Consider the following 15,786-nt stretch of genomic DNA (forward strand, 5'->3'; position numbering starts at 1 on the left):
CGTGCCGGTCGGACGCTGCGGATCAGCAGGGCGGCTTGGGGCGCCGCGCCGCGCTGGGCTGGGCGGGGCTGGGCTGGTGGAACGTCGAGGGCTTTCAGCGCGTCGCGCCGGTCGCACGTTGCGGGTCACCCGGGTGCGCTGTGGGCCGGTGGAGACCACGCTGCGGCGGCGGCCCGGTCCGGGTGAGGCCGAGCATCGGGAGCGGATCGGCAGGCCGCCGGTGAGTGGTGGGCTGGGCGGCGACACAGACCGGTCGGTTGGGGATTTGCGGTCTGAGGTGGTTCGGGTGCGGCAGAGTGGAGGTATGACTACCCCGAAGGGAGCGGGTCGGAAGGGTTCGGTTCCGAAAGTGCCGGGTGGGCGGGTGCCCAGTCCGAGCGATATTCTGGCCGCCGCGCAATCCGCGGTGGAGGCCGCGCAGTCGGCGGCGGTGCAGGCGTTGGATGCCGCGCAACTGACGGCCGGGCAGGCCCTCGACGCCGCGGTGCGGCTGCCACCGGCCTCGGCCCAGCTGGCGGTGCGATTGCCGGATCTGATCGAGAACCTCTCGGTCGCCATCGACCGGCTCAATTCCACCATCGATCGCCTCGACCGCACCCTGGCGCTGGCCGACCCGGCCTTAGCCGCTTACGACCGACTGCTGCCCCGCCTAGAGGCGATGGTCGGCCTCGGCGAAGACGTCTTGGCCGCCCTCGCCAAGCTCCCCGGCGTCTCCCTCCTCGGCCGCTTCACCGGCAAATCCGCCGAGCCACCGCCCGACCCCGACCCCCCGAAACGCCGCCGCCGCAGATAGCCGCCGAACCGTTCTCGGGATTCTGCATGCCCGGAGCGGGCGCGAAGTCCGAGCGGGCATGCGGATTCGAGCCGCCCGAGCCAGCATCGCCGCCGCACCCAACGCAATTTTCCGCGCGCCGACAATGCCGCCACCGCATCCGGATCCACTAAACGGCGCAGGCTCCGCAGGCGCGCCCGGGGCCTGATTCGGCGCCGACTGTCCCGTCGGAGGGAACGGCCCGTCGGGCTGCGGCCGCGCGATTGCTCAGCGGGTGGTTGCGCGGTAGGTGGCGGCGGCTTTGAGGAGGGTTTCGTGGTATTCGTCTTCCGGATCCGAATCGAGGACGATGGCGCCGCCAGCGCCGATGCGCCAGTGTCCGTCGTGGCGGACGGCGGTGCGGATGACGATATTGAGGTCGGCCGTGCCCGCCAGCCCGAGGAAACCGATGGTGCCCGAATAGATTCCGCGCGCTTCGGTCTCCAGTTCGTCGATGATCTCCATGGTCCGCAGCTTCGGTGCCCCGGTCATCGAGCCGCCGGGAAAACACGCACGCAGACAATCGATGACGTCGACATTCGGGCGCAGCGTGCCGCGCACGGTGGAAACCAATTGGTGCATGGTCGTATACGCCTCGGTGGCCATCAATTTCGGCACGTGCACACTGCCGATCTGGCAGACCCGGCCGAGGTCATTGCGCAGCAGATCGACGATCATCAGGTTCTCGGCCCTGGTCTTGGGGCTATCGGCCAGTTCGCGGCGCAGCCGTTCGTCCTCGGCGGGGGTGTGCCCGCGTGGCGCAGTGCCCTTGATCGGTTTGCTCTCCACCGTGCGGGCACGGTCGACCTTGAGGAAGCGTTCCGGTGAGGAGCAGGCGATTTCGAGATCGTCGAAACGCAGATACGCCGCGTACGGCGCGGGATTGCAGCGGCGCAGGGTGCGATAGAAATCGAGGCCGTCGGCTTCGGCCGCCACCATGGACGCGCTGTCGGTAATGGTGATTTCGTAGGACTCGCCCGCATGCAGCCGCTCCTGACAGATGGCGATATCGGCGAGATACCGCTCCCGTCCACGGGTGAAAAGCGGTGCGACGATGGCGGTATCGGAGAACACCTCGAGCGGGGGCGGATTCACCCACGTCGGCAGGGATTCCAGGATCTCGCGGGTATCGCGCAACCAATCCGCGCCCGCCCGAAGGGCTTCCGGCGCCGGATCGGTGAGCGCGAGCAGATGGGTCCGCCCGGCGACATGGTCGACCACCACGATCCGGTCGGCGAAGATCCACTGCGCATCCGGGGTGGCAGCGCGATGCGCGGCATTCGCCCCGCAATCGGCCTTCACCTCATAGCCCAGATAGCCGACATACCCGCACGCGAAATCAAAAGGGAGATCTGGCAATTCGGTATGCCGCAGATGCAGCTGCCCGGCCAGATAGTCGAGAATTCCGCCGGGTACGGTCCGCCGATTTCCGTCCGAGGATTCGACCGTCACCACATTCTCGCCGACCCGATAGCGGATCACTTCCGCCAGTGGCCCGCTCGCATCACCGAGAAAGGAGAACCGATCCAGCCCCGGTTCGACATGCTCGCTGTCCAGCCAGAATGCGGTGGGGGAGTCACCATATAGCCGAACGAATGCGGCCTCGGTATCGATCGCCCGCTCGATCACCGAATGTCGCAGCTGCCAGGACCTCCGCGATTCCCGGTACTCGTGCCTACCGCCCTGCAGCGGTTCGGCATGTTCGAACGGCGCGATAATGCTCGACCGAATGCGCTGGCCTGCAGTGAGTTTCGCGAAGTTGCCGAGTAATGCCGCACCGTACTCGCTGGCTATCGATTCGGGATGGAACTGCACCCCCCACTGCGGTCTGCTCCGATGCCGCACACCCATGATCACGCCATCGGCCGCGACGGCGGTGATCTCGAGACTGTCCGGCAGCGGTCGTTCGGCGGCCAGCGAGTGGTAGCGCACCGCGGTGAAACCCTCGGGGAGCCCGCCGAACAGGTCATTGCCGTCGTGCTCGATGTGATCGAGATATCCGTGTCGCGCGGCGGGCGCGGTGGTCACGATGCCGCCCTCCGCGACGACCAGTGCCTGATGTCCGAGACAGACGCCGAGCAATGGCAGTTCGGTCTCCCGGATCACCGCCGCCGATATGCCGATATCCCGCGTGACGTCCGGGCGGCCCGGACCGGGGGAGATGACGACATTGTCGAAGCGCTCCAGCCGCAGCTGTCCGATATCGCCGACCTCGTCATTGCGCACGACCGTGGGCTCTTCCCCGTTCACCTCGCTGATCAGCTGATACAGGTTGTAGGTGAACGAGTCGTAATTGTCGATCAAGAGCGTGCGCATCGTGTCCAGAACCCTACGCCGCCCCGGTCGAGGCAAACTGTTGTCATCTGCCTTCAGTTCGACGGATGGCGTGGTGCACAATGTGGGGCATGTCTATTGCGCAACCGGTGGATGTGGATCGAGACATCGTCGATTTCGCCATCGTCGGTACCTGGATGGATCAGCAGGGTCTGCCCGGTGGCGAATTCGAGAATGTGACCGCACTCGGCGGTGGCACGCAGAACATCATGCTGCGCTTCGCCCGCGGCGGTCGGGACTATGTGCTGCGCCGCGGCCCGAAGCATCTGCGTGCCAAGAGCAATGACGTGATCCGCCGCGAGGCCAGACTGCTCGGCGCGCTCGACGGAACCGGCGTGCGCGCCCCGAAGGTGATCGCGGCCTGCCCGGACGAATCGGTGCTCGGCGCGGTCTTCTATCTGATGGAGCCCATTACCGGATTCAACCCACAGAACGAATTGCCGCAACTACATGCGGGCGATCCGGAGATCCGGCGGCAGATGGGCCTGTCCGCGGTGGAGGCCATCGCGCGTCTCGGCGCACTCGATTACCAGACGCTCGGCCTGAACGACTACGGCAAACCCGATGGCTTCCTGGAGCGTCAGGTGCCGCGCTGGCTCGGCGAACTCGAGTCGTATTCGGCCAACGCGGGGTATCCGGGTCCGGAGATTCCCGGCCTACAGCAGGTCGGGGATTGGCTGGATCGCAATCGCCCCGCGCAATGGACCCCCGGCATCCTGCACGGCGACTGTCACCTGGCCAACATGATGTTCTCCTATGACGGTCCGGAAGTGGCCGCGATGGTGGACTGGGAGATGTCGACCATCGGCGACCCGCTCCTCGACCTCGGCTGGCAGATCGCGACCCGCCCGGAACCCGGCACCACCGGCGCGGCGCTGATCGGCAAGCTCGGCGCCGTCGGCGGTCTGCCGACACCGGAGGAGATGATCGCGCACTACGGCAAGTTCTCCGACCGCGACCTGAGCAATGTCCCCTGGTACACGGTGCTGGCCTGCTTCAAATTGGGAATTGTCTTGGAGGGCACGCATGCTCGTGCATTCGCGGGGAAGGCGCCCAAGCAGGTCGGTGACTTTCTGCATGCCATCACGTTGGAACTGTTCGAGCGAGCGCATCGTCTGATGGATTGAGCGGACCGGTTCAGGTCCACTGTCGGAATCTTGTCGATGACTGGCTGGATTTATGTCGCTGAAAATATCCAGCCAGCCTAAGGTTGCCGCATGCCAATCGTTCCCGATGTGAAGAACTGGACCTGGGTGCTCGAACGGCGCTGTCCCGAATGCGGATTCGACCCGGAGTCCATCACCTATGCGGCCGTGCCCGAGTTGGCCCGCGAATATGCGGGCCGCCTGTCGGCAACCCTCATGCGACCCGACGCCACCGCGCGCCCGGACGATGCGACCTGGTCGGCGCTCGAATACGCCGCCCATGTTCGCGACGTCTGCCGAATCTTCACCTATCGCACGGCTATTGCGGCGCGCACCGAAGCGGTGGATCCGCAGGTCCCCGGCTTCGATGCGAAGGGGCTCGATGCCGCCGAGACCGCCGACGGCATCCCGGTGTTCTCGAACTGGGACCAGGATGTGACGGCCATCGCGGATCGATACGACCAGCAGGATCCGAGCAGGGTCGCAACCGAGCTGGCCGACGCGGCCGAGGTGGTCGCGCGCGCCTTCGTATCGGTATCCGCCGCCGACCTCGGCAACCAGGTGCGGCGCAGTGACGGTTCGGTCTTCACCGTCGAATCCCTGGCGTCCTACTTCGTGCACGACGTAATCCACCATGTGCACGACGTGCGGGGCTGAAATCGGGCAATATCGGAACTGAGCAGCGGCGGGATCGGGTAGAACTGGAACCCGTTCGACGGTCTCGCCAATCCCTGTCGACGAATTTCCGATCCGGCACTAGAACGCGTTACAGTTTTCTCGTACTGTGGGTGCAGTCACATAGAAGCCCGTGCATGCGAGAGGTCGACAGGAATGAAGACGAAAGGCGCGATCCTGTGGGGGATCGACCAGGAATGGTCGGTCGAGGAGATCGAGGTCGGCGATCCGGTAGCCGGTGAGGTCCAGATCCGGATGGAAACCGCCGGTATGTGCCACTCGGATCACCACATCGTGACCGGTGCGACACCGATGCCGGCATTCCCCGTCATGGGCGGCCACGAGGGCGCGGGTGTGATCACCAAGCTCGGGCCGAACTGCCCCGCCGATCTGCAGGTCGGCGATCACGTGATCCTGTCGTTCATTCCCGCGTGCGGACGCTGTCCGGCGTGTGTGAGCGGCAATATGGCGCTGTGCGATCTGGGCGCCGGACTGCTGATGGGCCAGGCCATCAGCGACGGCACCTACCGCATCCAGGCGCGTGGCGAGAACGTCATCCCGATGTGCCTGCTTGGCACCTTCGCGCCGTATATGACGGTGCACCACACCTCGGTGGTCAAGATCGACCCGAGCATTCCGTTCGAGGTCGCCTGCCTTGTCGGCTGCGGCGTCCCCACCGGCTTCGGCTCCTCCACCCACGTCGCCGACGTCAAGCCGGGCGAGACCGTGGTGATCGCGGGCATCGGCGGTGTCGGCATGAGCGCACTGCAGGGCGCGGTGCTCTCCGGCGCGTCCAAGGTGGTCGCCATCGACCCGAACCCGTGGAAGCGCGAGCAGGCGGAGAAGTTCGGCGCGACGCATACCTACGAGAGCATGGCCGCCGCGATCATGCCGCTGATAGAGGCCACCGAGGGCCGGATGGCGCAGAAGGTCATTCTCACCATGGGCGAGATGCACGGCGAGTACATCGAAGAGGGTCTGATCCTCACCGCGAAGGCGGGCACCCTGGTCGTCACCTCCATGGGGCGCATGGACGAGAGCGACGTCAAGCTCAACAGCTTCCTGCTGTCCATGCTGCAGAAGACCGTCAAGGGCTGCATCTTCGGCGGCGGCAATGCCCGCCAGGACGCCCCGCACCTGCTTTCGCTGTACAAGTCGGGTCAGCTGAATCTCGACGATATGGTGACCCGCCAGTACTCCCTGGAGCAGATCAACCAGGGCTACCAGGACATGCTGGACGGCAAGAACATTCGCGGCATCATCAAGTACACCGAGGCCGACTGGTAAGTCGTCGGGTCACCGCTCGGCGAGCCTGGTCGCGATCTGCGTGATCGGCTCGTACGGACCGGCTTGCCGAGCGGAATTTCAACGCCCCCTTGCCCGCCCGGTACGCGCCGCAGTTGTCGGTGGGCGCTGCCGGGTCCGGCTACGCCGCGCTGCCGGTGGGCTCGGCTGAACCGACCGCCGTCCGCTACGTCACCAACGTCCTCCATCTACTCGGTGGCTCTGCGTGGATCTCGGACGGCGGTTGTCCGCAAATTTCGATGGCGCGGTTGGCCGGGTTGCGTTGACGGGAGCGGGGTCTGGATTTCCGGAGCGTGATCAGGACGAGGTCTGTTCGGTCTTCCGGTCGTGTGGGGGTGGCAGCCGGAACAGGCCCGTCAGCCTACGCAGAGCCGTGCTGTCTCCGGATGCTGACGCGTCGCCGATCTCGATCGCATCGGCGAAGGTGAGGCCTTGGCCGGTCAGGCGGAGAAATGCGGCCCTGCTGATGGTGATGGTTGCGTCGGGGTGCTGGGCGGGTCCGTGTAGTGCCTCGATTGTTTTGTCGTGGATGCGGGCGTGGAAGACCTCGTCGTCGATGTGGAACTCGTAGACGGCGTGCAATCCGGTGGCGGCGTCGGGGTTGAAGCAGGCCCGTAGGCCGAGCACCGCCCAGCCCGGGTGGAACGTCTCGGTCGCGCGGGGTTCGCCCATCGCCCACTTCAGGCCCCACCGGGCGAGCGCGAGGATCGCTGGGCCGAGTTCCTCGCCTGCTGGGGTGAGAGCGTAGGCGGGCGTACGGGCGGGCGGCGGGAGTGTGATCTTGTGAGCGAGTCCTTCGTGTTCCAGATGTTTCAGGCGGGCCGCGAGTAGGCCGGTGCCGAGGCCGCGCAGGCTGGCCTGCAGGTCGCCGAACCGTTTGGGTCCGGTCAGCAGCTCGCGGATCAACAGCAGCGTCCAGCGCTCGCCCACGAGGTCGAGGGTGCGCGCGGTCGCGCAGTACTGGTTGTAGCTTCGCTGGTCCACTTCATCACTCTAGACTTCGCGCTTCCCGATTTTGAATGAGCAAGCTTCCAGGAGCATCCGGGCGAGCGGTTCGGGCTGGGTGAGCATTACATCGTGCGGGCCATCCAGCGCATGGGTCCGGTAGCCGAGGGCTTTGCCGAACTGTTCGAAGGAATAGGTCTGCGGCTTGCAATAGATGGCGGTGCCGGGAATCCGGTCGACGGCCCCGCTCAGGCGAGTGGGTTCGGTGAATGTGCGCAGTGGCTGTGGGAGCAGGCGCGCGTCCAGCCATGCCGCATTGTCGGGGTCGACGATGCCGAATGCCGCTGGGGGCGGGGCCGGGATCTGCCAACCTTCCCCGCGGGCCTCGGTCGCCGCGTAGACGGACGCAACGAAGGGTTCGGGGGCCAGATCGACCATGCTGGCGCCGTCTCTCCCCGCCCATCCGTCGACCAGGATGATGTGGCCGACCACATTGGGACGTGCGTCTGCCGCCTCCCGCACGACCAGGCCCGCGTAACTGTGTCCGACCAGCACGAGCTCGTCATCGTCCGGTGTGCAGTCGAGGGCGGCGGCGACTGCGGTGGCGTGGTCGTGGAGCCCGCAGTCGCCGACCGTGCTGAGGTCCGGGATGACAGTGCGCGCGCCGGCGGCATGCAGGAGCGGGGCGACCCGCTCCCATGCCCATGGGCCGTGCCAGGCGCCGTGGACGAGAACGAATGTGGTCATTGTGATACCTCGGCCCGCCGTGCCTGGACGACAAGCCGTCCTGGTTCGTGTTCGCCCGGAACGGTCTGGTCGCGGGTAAGTAGCAGGTAGCCGATCGCCAGCCTTGCCATGTCATCTCCTGGTTGTCGTGAGGTTCACGAGCTTAGCTATTGACTTCTTATTTTTGAAGTGCGAAGTTCATTTGGCAGTAGCGACGAAGGGAGTTCAGGATGATGAAGGTGCTGTACCGAGCGCAGGCGCACGTGGCCGGAGGCAGGAACGGCCACGCAAGTACGTCCGACGGACAGCTGGATCTGGACTTGCGTCAGCCAAAGGAACTAGGCGGGGACGGTGCGGGCGCCAACCCTGAGCAACTCTTCGCGATCGGATACGCCGCCTGCTTCGGAACGACGCTCGCTCTGATCGGACAGCGCAGCAAGCTCCGGGCCGATGACGCGGAAATCGACTCGTCGGTCTCGCTGATCCCGATCGACGGTGGCCGCTTCCAACTCGGTGTCGAGCTACAGATCTCGCTGCCGTCGGTCTCCGGCGACCAGGCCGTTGAACTGGTGACCGCAGCCCATCAGGTCTGCCCCTACTCCAACGCCACGCGCGACAATATCGACGTGACACTGGTAGTCAACGGCAGCCGACTGTGACACCCGCTCCGCTCCCCGCGAGGGGAGCGGAGCTCGACCGCCGGTTGGGCGACGGACAAAGCTGCTCGGCGGCGCTCACTCCACCGCACGGCCGAGTTGCATGCCAAACCAAGTGCCTACCCTCGCGAATGAGGCAGGTCCTCGAGAAACGCCCGGAAGTCGATAGCGCGGCGTCAGGCGGCGCAGCGCAGTAGCGCCTCGCGCAGGTTGCGGCTGCGGACGTCGTCGAGGACGGCGAGGCCGAGGCGGTTCATCGCGTAGCCGAAGCCGAATCCGGTTGTCGGATCGGCGAATCCGAAGGAGCCGCCGAGACCGGTGGTGCCATAGGCGTGCTTGTCCGAGCCGAACCGGAACGAGCCGCGGGACTTGCGGAAGCCTAGGTGGTAGCGGGATTTGGTGTGCAGCACCAGGTCATCGGCGGGGACATCGTCGGCGGCCGGGGCGGCGAGTTGATCGAGCACGCTGTCGTCGATCGGGAGCGTGCCGGTCCGACCGGCCGCCGCGCCGTACACCTTGGCCAGCGACCGGGCATTCCCGACGCCATTGGAACCCGGCATTTCGACTTCGAGGAGTTCGCGCCGGCTCGCGCGCGCCGGCGCGCCGATGCGCGGATTGGTCAGCGCCGCATGGGAAAGTCCGCGTTTGGCGAAGATCTCGGCACCGATCCGCATCGGAATATCGCGCTCATAGCGCAGGATATCCATGCCCTCGGTGGCGGACAGGGTGGCGATCCGGTCCATGCTCTGCGCGGCGGGCAGTCCGATGAAGAAATCCAGGTCGAGTGGCTGGGCGAACTCCTCGGCGAATATCCGCCCGAGCGTGCGATGTTCGGGATCCACGCGCCGCACCAACTCGCCCTGGTACAGGCCGAGGGTGATGGCGTGATAGCCGTGTCGCGTCCCCGGCCGCCACGCGGGCCGCTGGGCCGCGAGAATCGTTGCGAGACCATCGAGATCGGCGATCTGCGGCAGTCGCACCACGCTGTCGAGGCCCGACAGTCCGGCCTGATGATCGATCAGCTGACGCACCGTGACCGCGCCCTTGCCTGCCGCGGCGAACTCCGGCCAGTACTTCGCGACCGGCTCCTCGTAGTTCAGCAGCCCCTTCGATACCGCGCGGGCGACCACGAAGGCGGCCATGCCCTTGGTCGAGGAGAAGACCGGAACGATTGTGTCGTGCTCCCACGGCAGTGTCGCGCGTCGGTCCCGGTGGCCTGCCCACAGATCCACCACGAGGCGGTCGCCCGCGTAAACGGCCACGGCGGCGCCGATTTCACCGTGCTGGGTGAAGTTGCGGCGGAAGGCGTCGGCGACGGGGCCGAATCCGGCCGCCACCTCGCCGTGGACGGTGGGCTGTGTGCTCATGATCAGTTGATGGTACCGGCGGTACCGAGTTCACTGCGAGGAAGGTGCGAGGCCGCCCGGTCCCGGCGTCTCGTAGGCTCGATTCGTGGGTGCACTCGAGCAGATCAGGGATTGGCCGGTTCGGCATGCGGCGGCGGGCATCGTCACCCGCGACGGCGCGCGGATGGCGGGCGATGTCGAGCGGGTCTTCCCGCTCGCCTCGGTGACCAAGCCGCTGGTCGCCTACGCGGTGCTGGTCGCGGTGGAGGAGGGGGCGATCGAACTCGATCAGCCCGCGGGTCCGCCCGGAGCTACCGTCCGGCATCTGCTGGCGCACACCTCCGGCATCGCCTTCGATACCACCGATATCCTCGCCGCCCCTGGCACACGGCGGATCTACTCCAGTGCGGGTTTCGAAGTGCTCGCGGCCTTCGTCGTTGAGCAGACGGGTATCGCCTTCCCGGAATACTTGCGGGAGGCGGTATTCGAGCCACTCGATATGAAAGCCTCGGTGTTGACCGGTTCGGCCGGGCATGCGGGCCGGTCCACCGCGGCAGATCTGGCCCGCTTCGCCGCGGAACTGCTGAATCCCCAGCTGATTTCGGCGCCGACGCACGCCGCGGCCACCTCGGTCCAGTTTCCCGGGCTCAACGGTGTGCTGCCCGGTTACGGATCGCAGCGTCCCAACGACTGGGGGCTGGGATTCGAGATTCGCGACGGGAAATCTCCGCATTGGACCGGCGGAGCGAATTCCGCAGGTACCTATGGCCATTTCGGGCAGTCCGGAACATTTCTGTGGGTCGATCCCGAATTAGGGGTGGCGAGTATCGCTTTGAGCGACGAGAATTTCGGCGACTGGGCACGGGAGGCTTGGCCCGTCTTCTCCGATGCGGTGATCGCCGAGGTGATCCTCGCTCGGAACTCTGTTCCGAAGTAACGGATCGGACACGCCTCCGAAGTAACACGTGTAACTCGGGACACTCCAGTACACTCAGGCAACGCCAGATTCGACGGGTCGTTGGGGAAGACGTTCCTCGTCGAAGCTGGAGGTGTCAGTCGTGCGCGCATCGGGTCAGTTCGCGGACGCGACGGCGGGTGTGGTCTATATCCACTCATCGCCAGCCGCGCTGTGCCCGCATATCGAATGGGCACTCACCTCGGCACTGGGCTCACCCGCGAAACTGCGCTGGACCGCCCAGCCCGCCGACGGCCAGCTCCGTGCGACCACCGACTGGTTCGGCCCGGTGGGTACCGCATCGCGAATTGCCCAATCCTTGCGGTCCTGGAATGTGCTGCGCTTCGAGGTCACCGAGGACCCCAGCGACGGTGTGGACGGCGAACGCTACAGCTTCGTCCCGACGCTCGGGCTCTGGCACGGCTCCACCTCGGCCAACGGCGATGTGACCATCGGCGAAATGCGCCTGCGCGCCATGCTGCAAGCCAACAGCGAACTCGGCAACTACACCGGCTATGACTTGGCAACCGAACTCGACCGCGCCCTCGGTACCGCCTGGGACGAAGATCTCGAAATCTACCGCTACGGAACCGAATCCGGTGCGGAGGTCACCTGGCTGCGCCGCGACGTCGGCTGATCGGCACAGCCCCGCTGATCGCGGAGATGCCCGCGCTCACCGGAGCGCGGGCATTCTGCTTGTGCGGTGCTGGAACTCGGCCTCGATCAGGCGTCGAGGTCGGTGGCGACGAGTTTCGCCACGAGTTCGAGTGCCTGCGGGTCATCGCTGGTGACGACGACGTCGGTGCCATTGGCGGCGCCGAGGGTCATGATCATCAGCGCCGATCCGGCGTCGACGGGTTCGCCGCCGACGAGTGCCAGCGTCACTTGGGCTCCGGCGTCGGTGACCGTGTCGGCGATGATATTGGCGGGGCGGGCGTGCAGTCCGATGACGGAGGCGACGGTGACGGTGGTGCTGGCCATGAGGGCGGTTCTCCTTGGGGGCTGACGATTTTCGGATCAGGCGGTGGCGAGTACGGTGCGCGGCCTGATGAGCTCCTTGGCCGCGGTGACACAGAGGGTGGCGACGGCGGTGCCCGCGGCGAGTGCGGCGAGGAACCAGACGATGTGGCCGACGGCGAAGAAGACGAAGATGCCGCCGTGCGGTGCGCTGAGCGTGGTTCCGGTCGCCATGATCAATGCGCCGGTGACCGCGCCACCGGCCATCATCGAGGGGATCACCCGCAGTGGATCGGCGGCCGCGAAGGGGATCGCGCCTTCGGAAATGAAGGAGGCGCCGAGAAGCCATGCGGCCTTGCCATTTTCGCGTTCGGCGGTGGTGAACAGGCGGGGGCGCAAGGTCGAGGCGAGCGCCATTGCCAGCGGCGGGACCATGCCCGCTGCCATGACGGCGGCCATAATGCGCAGTGAGGCCGGATCGGTGACGGACAGTCCGGCGACGGCGAAGGAATACGCCGCCTTGTTGACCGGGCCGCCGAGGTCGAAACACATCATCAGGCCCAGGATTACGCCGAGTGCGAGGGCGGAGGTGCCGGTCAGGCTATTGAGCCAGTTGGTGAGTCCACTGGTGATCGCGGCGAGCGGCTTGCCGAGCACGATGAACATCAGCGCGCCGACCGTGAGCGAGGCGAACAGCGGGATGACCACCACCGGCATGAGTCCGCGCGCCCAGGGTGGGGCAGGCAGCTTCGCCACCCACAGCGCGGCGAATCCGGCGATCAGACCGCCGACGAGGCCGCCGAGGAATCCGGCGCCGACGAAGACGGCCACCGCACCGGCGGTGAATCCCGGTGCGAGACCGGGACGGTCGGCGATGGCGAAGGCGATATAACCGGCGAGTGCTGGTACCAGGAAGCCGAATGCGAGCGAGCCGAGTTGGAACAGCACCGCGCCGAGATAGGTCGGCAGGCCGCCGTCGGGCAATGCCGTCAGTGAGTTGTCGAGCACGATTTTCTTGGCGTGATCGGCGATTTCGTAGCCGCCGAACAGGAAGCCGAGCGCGATGAGTAGGCCGCCCGCGGCGACGAACGGGATCATATAGCTGACGCCGGTGAGCAGGATCTGGCGCAGCCGGGTGCCCCAGCCGAGTGCGGCCGGGGCCGAATCGGTCTCGGGGCGAGCCGATCCGGCGACGGTGGCCGCCTTCGGGTCGAGCGCGGCGCGCAACGCATCGGCGACCATGGTGTCCGGCTCGTTGATCGCGCGTTTCACCCCGGACTCGACGACGGGTTTGCCCGCGAATCGTTCCCGGCCGCGCACCCCGACGTCGGTGGCGAAGATGACCGCGCTCGCGGCGGCGATTACTTCTGGACGCAGCGGGGTGCTGCCGCCGGAACCCTGTGTTTCGACATGTACGGTGACGCCCGCGCGATCACCGGCCGCGACGAGGGAGTCGGCGGCCATGTAGGTGTGGGCGATGCCGGTGGGGCAGGCGGTGACGGCGACGATCGTTCGCTCGGCCACGGCGTTTATCTCGTCGGCCGAAGCGCTATGGGGCGCAGGTGTTGTCGCTTCGGGTGCTGATGCTTTGGGCGTCATCGCAGGTTTCTGCGCGAGTACATCGGTAACCAGCGAAACCACCTCATCAGCGCTCACGGCAGCGCGCAGTGAACCCACGAACTCCGGCCGGACAAGCGCGCGAGCCAGACTCGACAGCAACTTCATATGCTCGGCCCCGGCACCTTCCGGCGCGGCAATGAGAAATACCAGATCCGCAGGCCCGTCAGCGGCGCCGAAATCCACTGCGGGCGCTAGCCGGGCGAACCCGAGCGAAGCACTGGTCACGGCCGCATTCCGGCAGTGCGGTATGGCGATCCCACCGGGAAGTCCGGTTGCGGACTGCGATTCGCGTGCCAACGCCGCATCACGCAATGCCGCGGCAGAGGTGGCGCGCCCATTGTCGGTGAGTCGCCGGGCAAGCGCCGCGATCACCGCTTCCTTGGCGGCACCGAGGTCGGTATCGAGGCTGATCAGCTCGGCGGTGATGATCGAATCGGGGGAAGTGGTCGGGTGGGCCATCGCGTTGTCCTTCAGCGACTGTGCAGGGCTTCCAACGTCGTGACGGCCACGGCGCGGGGGTCGGTGTGGTGTGGGCTGGGTAATCCGGTGCCGGGCAGCGCGGCGGCGGCGCTGCCATAGGCGACGGCGCGGCGCAGCCGATCCGGTGCGGCCAGGCCCGCGAGATCGGCGAGCAGATATCCGGCCAGTGCGGAGTCGCCGGCTCCGACGGTGCTGCGCGGGGTGATGGCGGGCGCGGCGGCATGCCAGGCGCCGTCCGCGGTGACCAGCACGGCACCGGCCGCGCCGAGCGTCGCCAGCACCGCATCGACGCCGCGTTCGACCAGCGTGCGCGCCGCGCGCGCGGCGGCAACGGGATCCTCCAGTCCGGCCGGGTCGGTTCGGGTGAGCTGCGCCAGCTCGTCGGCATTCGGCTTGAGCAGTTGCGGTGCGGCCGATTCCAGTTCGGCGGCGAGGGCGAGCAGGGGAGCGTCGGAGGTGTCGACGGCGATGCGGGTGCCGCGCAGCCGGTGCAGCAGATACGCGTACCAATCGGTGGGTACCGCGGGTGGCAGGGAACCCGACAGCACGATCCAGCTGGCCCGCGCGGTGAGTTCGTCCAGTTGATCCGCCAGTGCGGCAAGACATTCAGCGGACAGCGCGGCACCGGGCTCATTGATCTTCGTGGTGGTGCCGTCGTGTTCGGCGACGGTGAGATTGGTGCGCGCGGATGCCGTGCACGCCACTGCACGGTGGTCGATGGCGGCATCGGTCAGCATGCGCAGCAAGGGATCACCGTCATTGCCGGGCAGCACCGCGACGGTGTCGACCCCGGCGGCGGCGATCACCCTGGACACATTGACGCCCTTGCCGCCCGGCTGCGACAACACGGTCTCGGCCCGGTGCACGGCGCCGCGCCGCAATGGCTCGGGCAGGCTGACGGTGCGGTCGATGCTCGGATTGGCGGTGAGGGTGACGATCACGCAGCCACCACCTCGATGCCGTATTCGGTGAGTTCATCGCGCACCGACGGGAGCAGTCCGGTATCGGTGACCAGCACATCGAAATCGTGGACCGAGCCGAAGCTGAGCAGATCCTCGCGGCCGACCTTGGTGGCATCGGCGACCACGACGACGCGGTGGGCGCTGGCGATCATGGCGCGCTTGACCGCGGCCTCGTCCGGATCGGGTGTGGACAGCCCATGACCGATGGTCAGCGCATTGGTGCCGATAAAGGCCACATCGACCCGGAGTTCGCCGAGCACGCGCAGCGCCTCGGCCCCGACCGCGGCCTGCGTGACCCCGCGCACCCGGCCGCCGATCAGGTGCAGCCGCACGCCGCCGTGCCCGCTCAGCCGCGCCGCGATGGGGACCGAATTCGTCACGGCGACGAGCTCTCGATCGCCGGGCAGGGCGGCGGCTATGCGCGCGGTGGTGGTCCCGGCGTCGAACAGCACGCTGCCGCCGGTCGGGGGCAGAAAGTCCAGGGCCGCCTTGGCGATGCGGTCCTTCTCCGCGGCGTGGGAGTGTTCGCGCTCGGTGGTGCCGAGTTCGATTGCGGTGAGCGCGGCGGCGGGCACCGCACCGCCGTGCACCCGCCGGATCAGCCCCATGCGATCGAGCACGGCCAGATCGCGGCGCACGGTCTCGGTGGTGACCCCGTACTGCTCTGCGAGATCGGTAACCGATACGCGCCCGCGTTGCCCGACCAGGGCGGCAATGGCCTGCTGGCGCTCCTCTGCGTACATCCGATCCTCCGATAACAATGTTTGTTTATGTTGTTTTATGCCCGCTTGTGTTGCTTTGTCAAGAGATTTGAGTAGTCTGGATCACATCGAGCCGAGGTGAGTAATCGGTTTCACTCACTCGACATC

15 protein-coding genes are annotated in these 15,786 nt (G+C 66.8%); 7 read left to right on the forward strand and 8 right to left on the reverse strand.

The genetic code is table 11. The features are described from left to right. Positions 1 to 304 precede the first annotated feature (304 nt). The gene (locus ABZ293_RS28795) at positions 305 to 793 is read left to right on the forward strand and encodes a hypothetical protein (RefSeq protein WP_355185690.1); all 489 of its coding nucleotides are present in this window, start codon (positions 305 to 307) and stop codon (positions 791 to 793) included. A gap of 246 nt (positions 794 to 1,039) precedes the next feature. Here the strand turns inward: ABZ293_RS28795 and pabB are convergent, their stop codons facing one another. After that, positions 1,040 to 3,127 (reverse strand): aminodeoxychorismate synthase component I, encoded by a 2,088-nt coding sequence (gene pabB / locus ABZ293_RS28800; RefSeq protein ID WP_355185692.1) that lies wholly within the window; start codon positions 3,125 to 3,127, stop codon positions 1,040 to 1,042. An 80-nt stretch (positions 3,128 to 3,207) separates the two neighbouring features. Here pabB and ABZ293_RS28805 point away from each other — a divergent pair, with 80 nt between their 5' ends. From ABZ293_RS28805 to ABZ293_RS28815, 3 genes are all read left to right on the forward strand, one after another. Continuing rightward, positions 3,208 to 4,272 carry a phosphotransferase family protein gene (locus ABZ293_RS28805; RefSeq protein WP_355185836.1) on the forward strand — a complete coding sequence of 355 codons (1,065 nt, stop codon included), beginning with the start codon at positions 3,208 to 3,210 and terminating at the stop codon, positions 4,270 to 4,272. Between the two features lie 90 nt (positions 4,273 to 4,362). Further along, positions 4,363 to 4,947, forward strand: coding sequence for a DinB family protein (locus tag ABZ293_RS28810; RefSeq protein WP_355185694.1), 585 nt, complete (start codon positions 4,363 to 4,365; stop codon positions 4,945 to 4,947). A 174-nt stretch (positions 4,948 to 5,121) separates the two neighbouring features. Further along, positions 5,122 to 6,252 carry an NDMA-dependent alcohol dehydrogenase gene (locus ABZ293_RS28815; protein WP_355185696.1) on the forward strand — a complete coding sequence of 377 codons (1,131 nt, stop codon included), beginning with the start codon at positions 5,122 to 5,124 and terminating at the stop codon, positions 6,250 to 6,252. A gap of 315 nt (positions 6,253 to 6,567) precedes the next feature. On the opposite strand, the gene ABZ293_RS28820 is transcribed toward ABZ293_RS28815, so the two are convergent. Continuing rightward, positions 6,568 to 7,254, reverse strand: coding sequence for a winged helix-turn-helix transcriptional regulator (locus ABZ293_RS28820; RefSeq protein ID WP_355185698.1), 687 nt, complete (start codon positions 7,252 to 7,254; stop codon positions 6,568 to 6,570). 9 nt (positions 7,255 to 7,263) lie between these two features. After that, the gene (locus ABZ293_RS28825; RefSeq protein WP_355185700.1) at positions 7,264 to 7,962 is read right to left on the reverse strand and encodes an alpha/beta fold hydrolase; all 699 of its coding nucleotides are present in this window, start codon (positions 7,960 to 7,962) and stop codon (positions 7,264 to 7,266) included. Between the two features lie 212 nt (positions 7,963 to 8,174). Here ABZ293_RS28825 and ABZ293_RS28830 point away from each other — a divergent pair, with 212 nt between their 5' ends. Continuing rightward, on the forward strand, positions 8,175 to 8,600 hold the full coding sequence (locus ABZ293_RS28830; protein WP_355185838.1) for an organic hydroperoxide resistance protein: 426 nt from the start codon (positions 8,175 to 8,177) through the stop codon (positions 8,598 to 8,600). A gap of 173 nt (positions 8,601 to 8,773) precedes the next feature. On the opposite strand, the gene ABZ293_RS28835 is transcribed toward ABZ293_RS28830, so the two are convergent. Beyond that, on the reverse strand, positions 8,774 to 9,964 hold the full coding sequence (locus tag ABZ293_RS28835; protein ID WP_355185702.1) for a serine hydrolase domain-containing protein: 1,191 nt from the start codon (positions 9,962 to 9,964) through the stop codon (positions 8,774 to 8,776). An 85-nt stretch (positions 9,965 to 10,049) separates the two neighbouring features. Here ABZ293_RS28835 and ABZ293_RS28840 point away from each other — a divergent pair, with 85 nt between their 5' ends. Both ABZ293_RS28840 and ABZ293_RS28845 read left to right on the forward strand, forming a co-directional pair. Beyond that, on the forward strand, positions 10,050 to 10,880 hold the full coding sequence (locus ABZ293_RS28840; protein WP_355185704.1) for a serine hydrolase domain-containing protein: 831 nt from the start codon (positions 10,050 to 10,052) through the stop codon (positions 10,878 to 10,880). Between the two features lie 121 nt (positions 10,881 to 11,001). Continuing rightward, the gene (locus ABZ293_RS28845; RefSeq protein ID WP_355185706.1) at positions 11,002 to 11,535 is read left to right on the forward strand and encodes a DUF3145 domain-containing protein; all 534 of its coding nucleotides are present in this window, start codon (positions 11,002 to 11,004) and stop codon (positions 11,533 to 11,535) included. 86 nt (positions 11,536 to 11,621) lie between these two features. Here ABZ293_RS28845 and ABZ293_RS28850 read toward each other — a convergent pair whose 3' ends face one another. Genes ABZ293_RS28850 through ABZ293_RS28865 form a run of 4 tightly spaced genes read right to left on the reverse strand, consistent with a single transcriptional unit; the run spans position 11,622 to position 15,660 of the window. Then, on the reverse strand, positions 11,622 to 11,879 hold the full coding sequence (locus ABZ293_RS28850; protein ID WP_355185708.1) for an HPr family phosphocarrier protein: 258 nt from the start codon (positions 11,877 to 11,879) through the stop codon (positions 11,622 to 11,624). Between the two features lie 36 nt (positions 11,880 to 11,915). After that, positions 11,916 to 13,934 (reverse strand): fructose-specific PTS transporter subunit EIIC, encoded by a 2,019-nt coding sequence (locus ABZ293_RS28855; protein ID WP_355185710.1) that lies wholly within the window; start codon positions 13,932 to 13,934, stop codon positions 11,916 to 11,918. An 11-nt stretch (positions 13,935 to 13,945) separates the two neighbouring features. Further along, positions 13,946 to 14,896 carry a 1-phosphofructokinase gene (gene pfkB / locus ABZ293_RS28860; RefSeq protein ID WP_355185712.1) on the reverse strand — a complete coding sequence of 317 codons (951 nt, stop codon included), beginning with the start codon at positions 14,894 to 14,896 and terminating at the stop codon, positions 13,946 to 13,948. Next, on the reverse strand, positions 14,893 to 15,660 hold the full coding sequence (locus tag ABZ293_RS28865; protein WP_355185714.1) for a DeoR/GlpR family DNA-binding transcription regulator: 768 nt from the start codon (positions 15,658 to 15,660) through the stop codon (positions 14,893 to 14,895). Before ABZ293_RS28865 ends, pfkB begins: the two co-directional genes overlap by 4 nt. Between the last annotated feature and the right edge of the window lie 126 nt (positions 15,661 to 15,786).

The sequence above is a fragment of the Nocardia sp. NPDC005998 genome (genome assembly GCF_040614395.1).
In the GTDB taxonomy this organism is placed as follows: Bacteria; Actinomycetota; Actinomycetes; order Mycobacteriales; family Mycobacteriaceae; genus Nocardia.

Bases quoted from the DNA above. Each gene is read 5' to 3' on its own strand.
- ABZ293_RS28795 (WP_355185690.1), top strand. From the start codon at position 305: ATGACTACCCCGAAGGGAGCGGGTCGGAAGGGTTCGGTTCCGAAAGTG.
- pabB (WP_355185692.1), bottom strand. From the start codon at position 3,127: ATGCGCACGCTCTTGATCGACAATTACGACTCGTTCACCTACAACCTG.
- ABZ293_RS28805 (WP_355185836.1), top strand. From the start codon at position 3,208: ATGTGGGGCATGTCTATTGCGCAACCGGTGGATGTGGATCGAGACATC.
- ABZ293_RS28810 (WP_355185694.1), top strand. From the start codon at position 4,363: ATGCCAATCGTTCCCGATGTGAAGAACTGGACCTGGGTGCTCGAACGG.
- ABZ293_RS28815 (WP_355185696.1), top strand. From the start codon at position 5,122: ATGAAGACGAAAGGCGCGATCCTGTGGGGGATCGACCAGGAATGGTCG.
- ABZ293_RS28825 (WP_355185700.1), bottom strand. From the start codon at position 7,962: ATGACCACATTCGTTCTCGTCCACGGCGCCTGGCACGGCCCATGGGCA.
- ABZ293_RS28830 (WP_355185838.1), top strand. From the start codon at position 8,175: ATGAAGGTGCTGTACCGAGCGCAGGCGCACGTGGCCGGAGGCAGGAAC.
- ABZ293_RS28835 (WP_355185702.1), bottom strand. From the start codon at position 9,964: ATGAGCACACAGCCCACCGTCCACGGCGAGGTGGCGGCCGGATTCGGC.
- ABZ293_RS28850 (WP_355185708.1), bottom strand. From the start codon at position 11,879: ATGGCCAGCACCACCGTCACCGTCGCCTCCGTCATCGGACTGCACGCC.
- ABZ293_RS28855 (WP_355185710.1), bottom strand. From the start codon at position 13,934: ATGGCCCACCCGACCACTTCCCCCGATTCGATCATCACCGCCGAGCTG.
- ABZ293_RS28865 (WP_355185714.1), bottom strand. From the start codon at position 15,660: ATGTACGCAGAGGAGCGCCAGCAGGCCATTGCCGCCCTGGTCGGGCAA.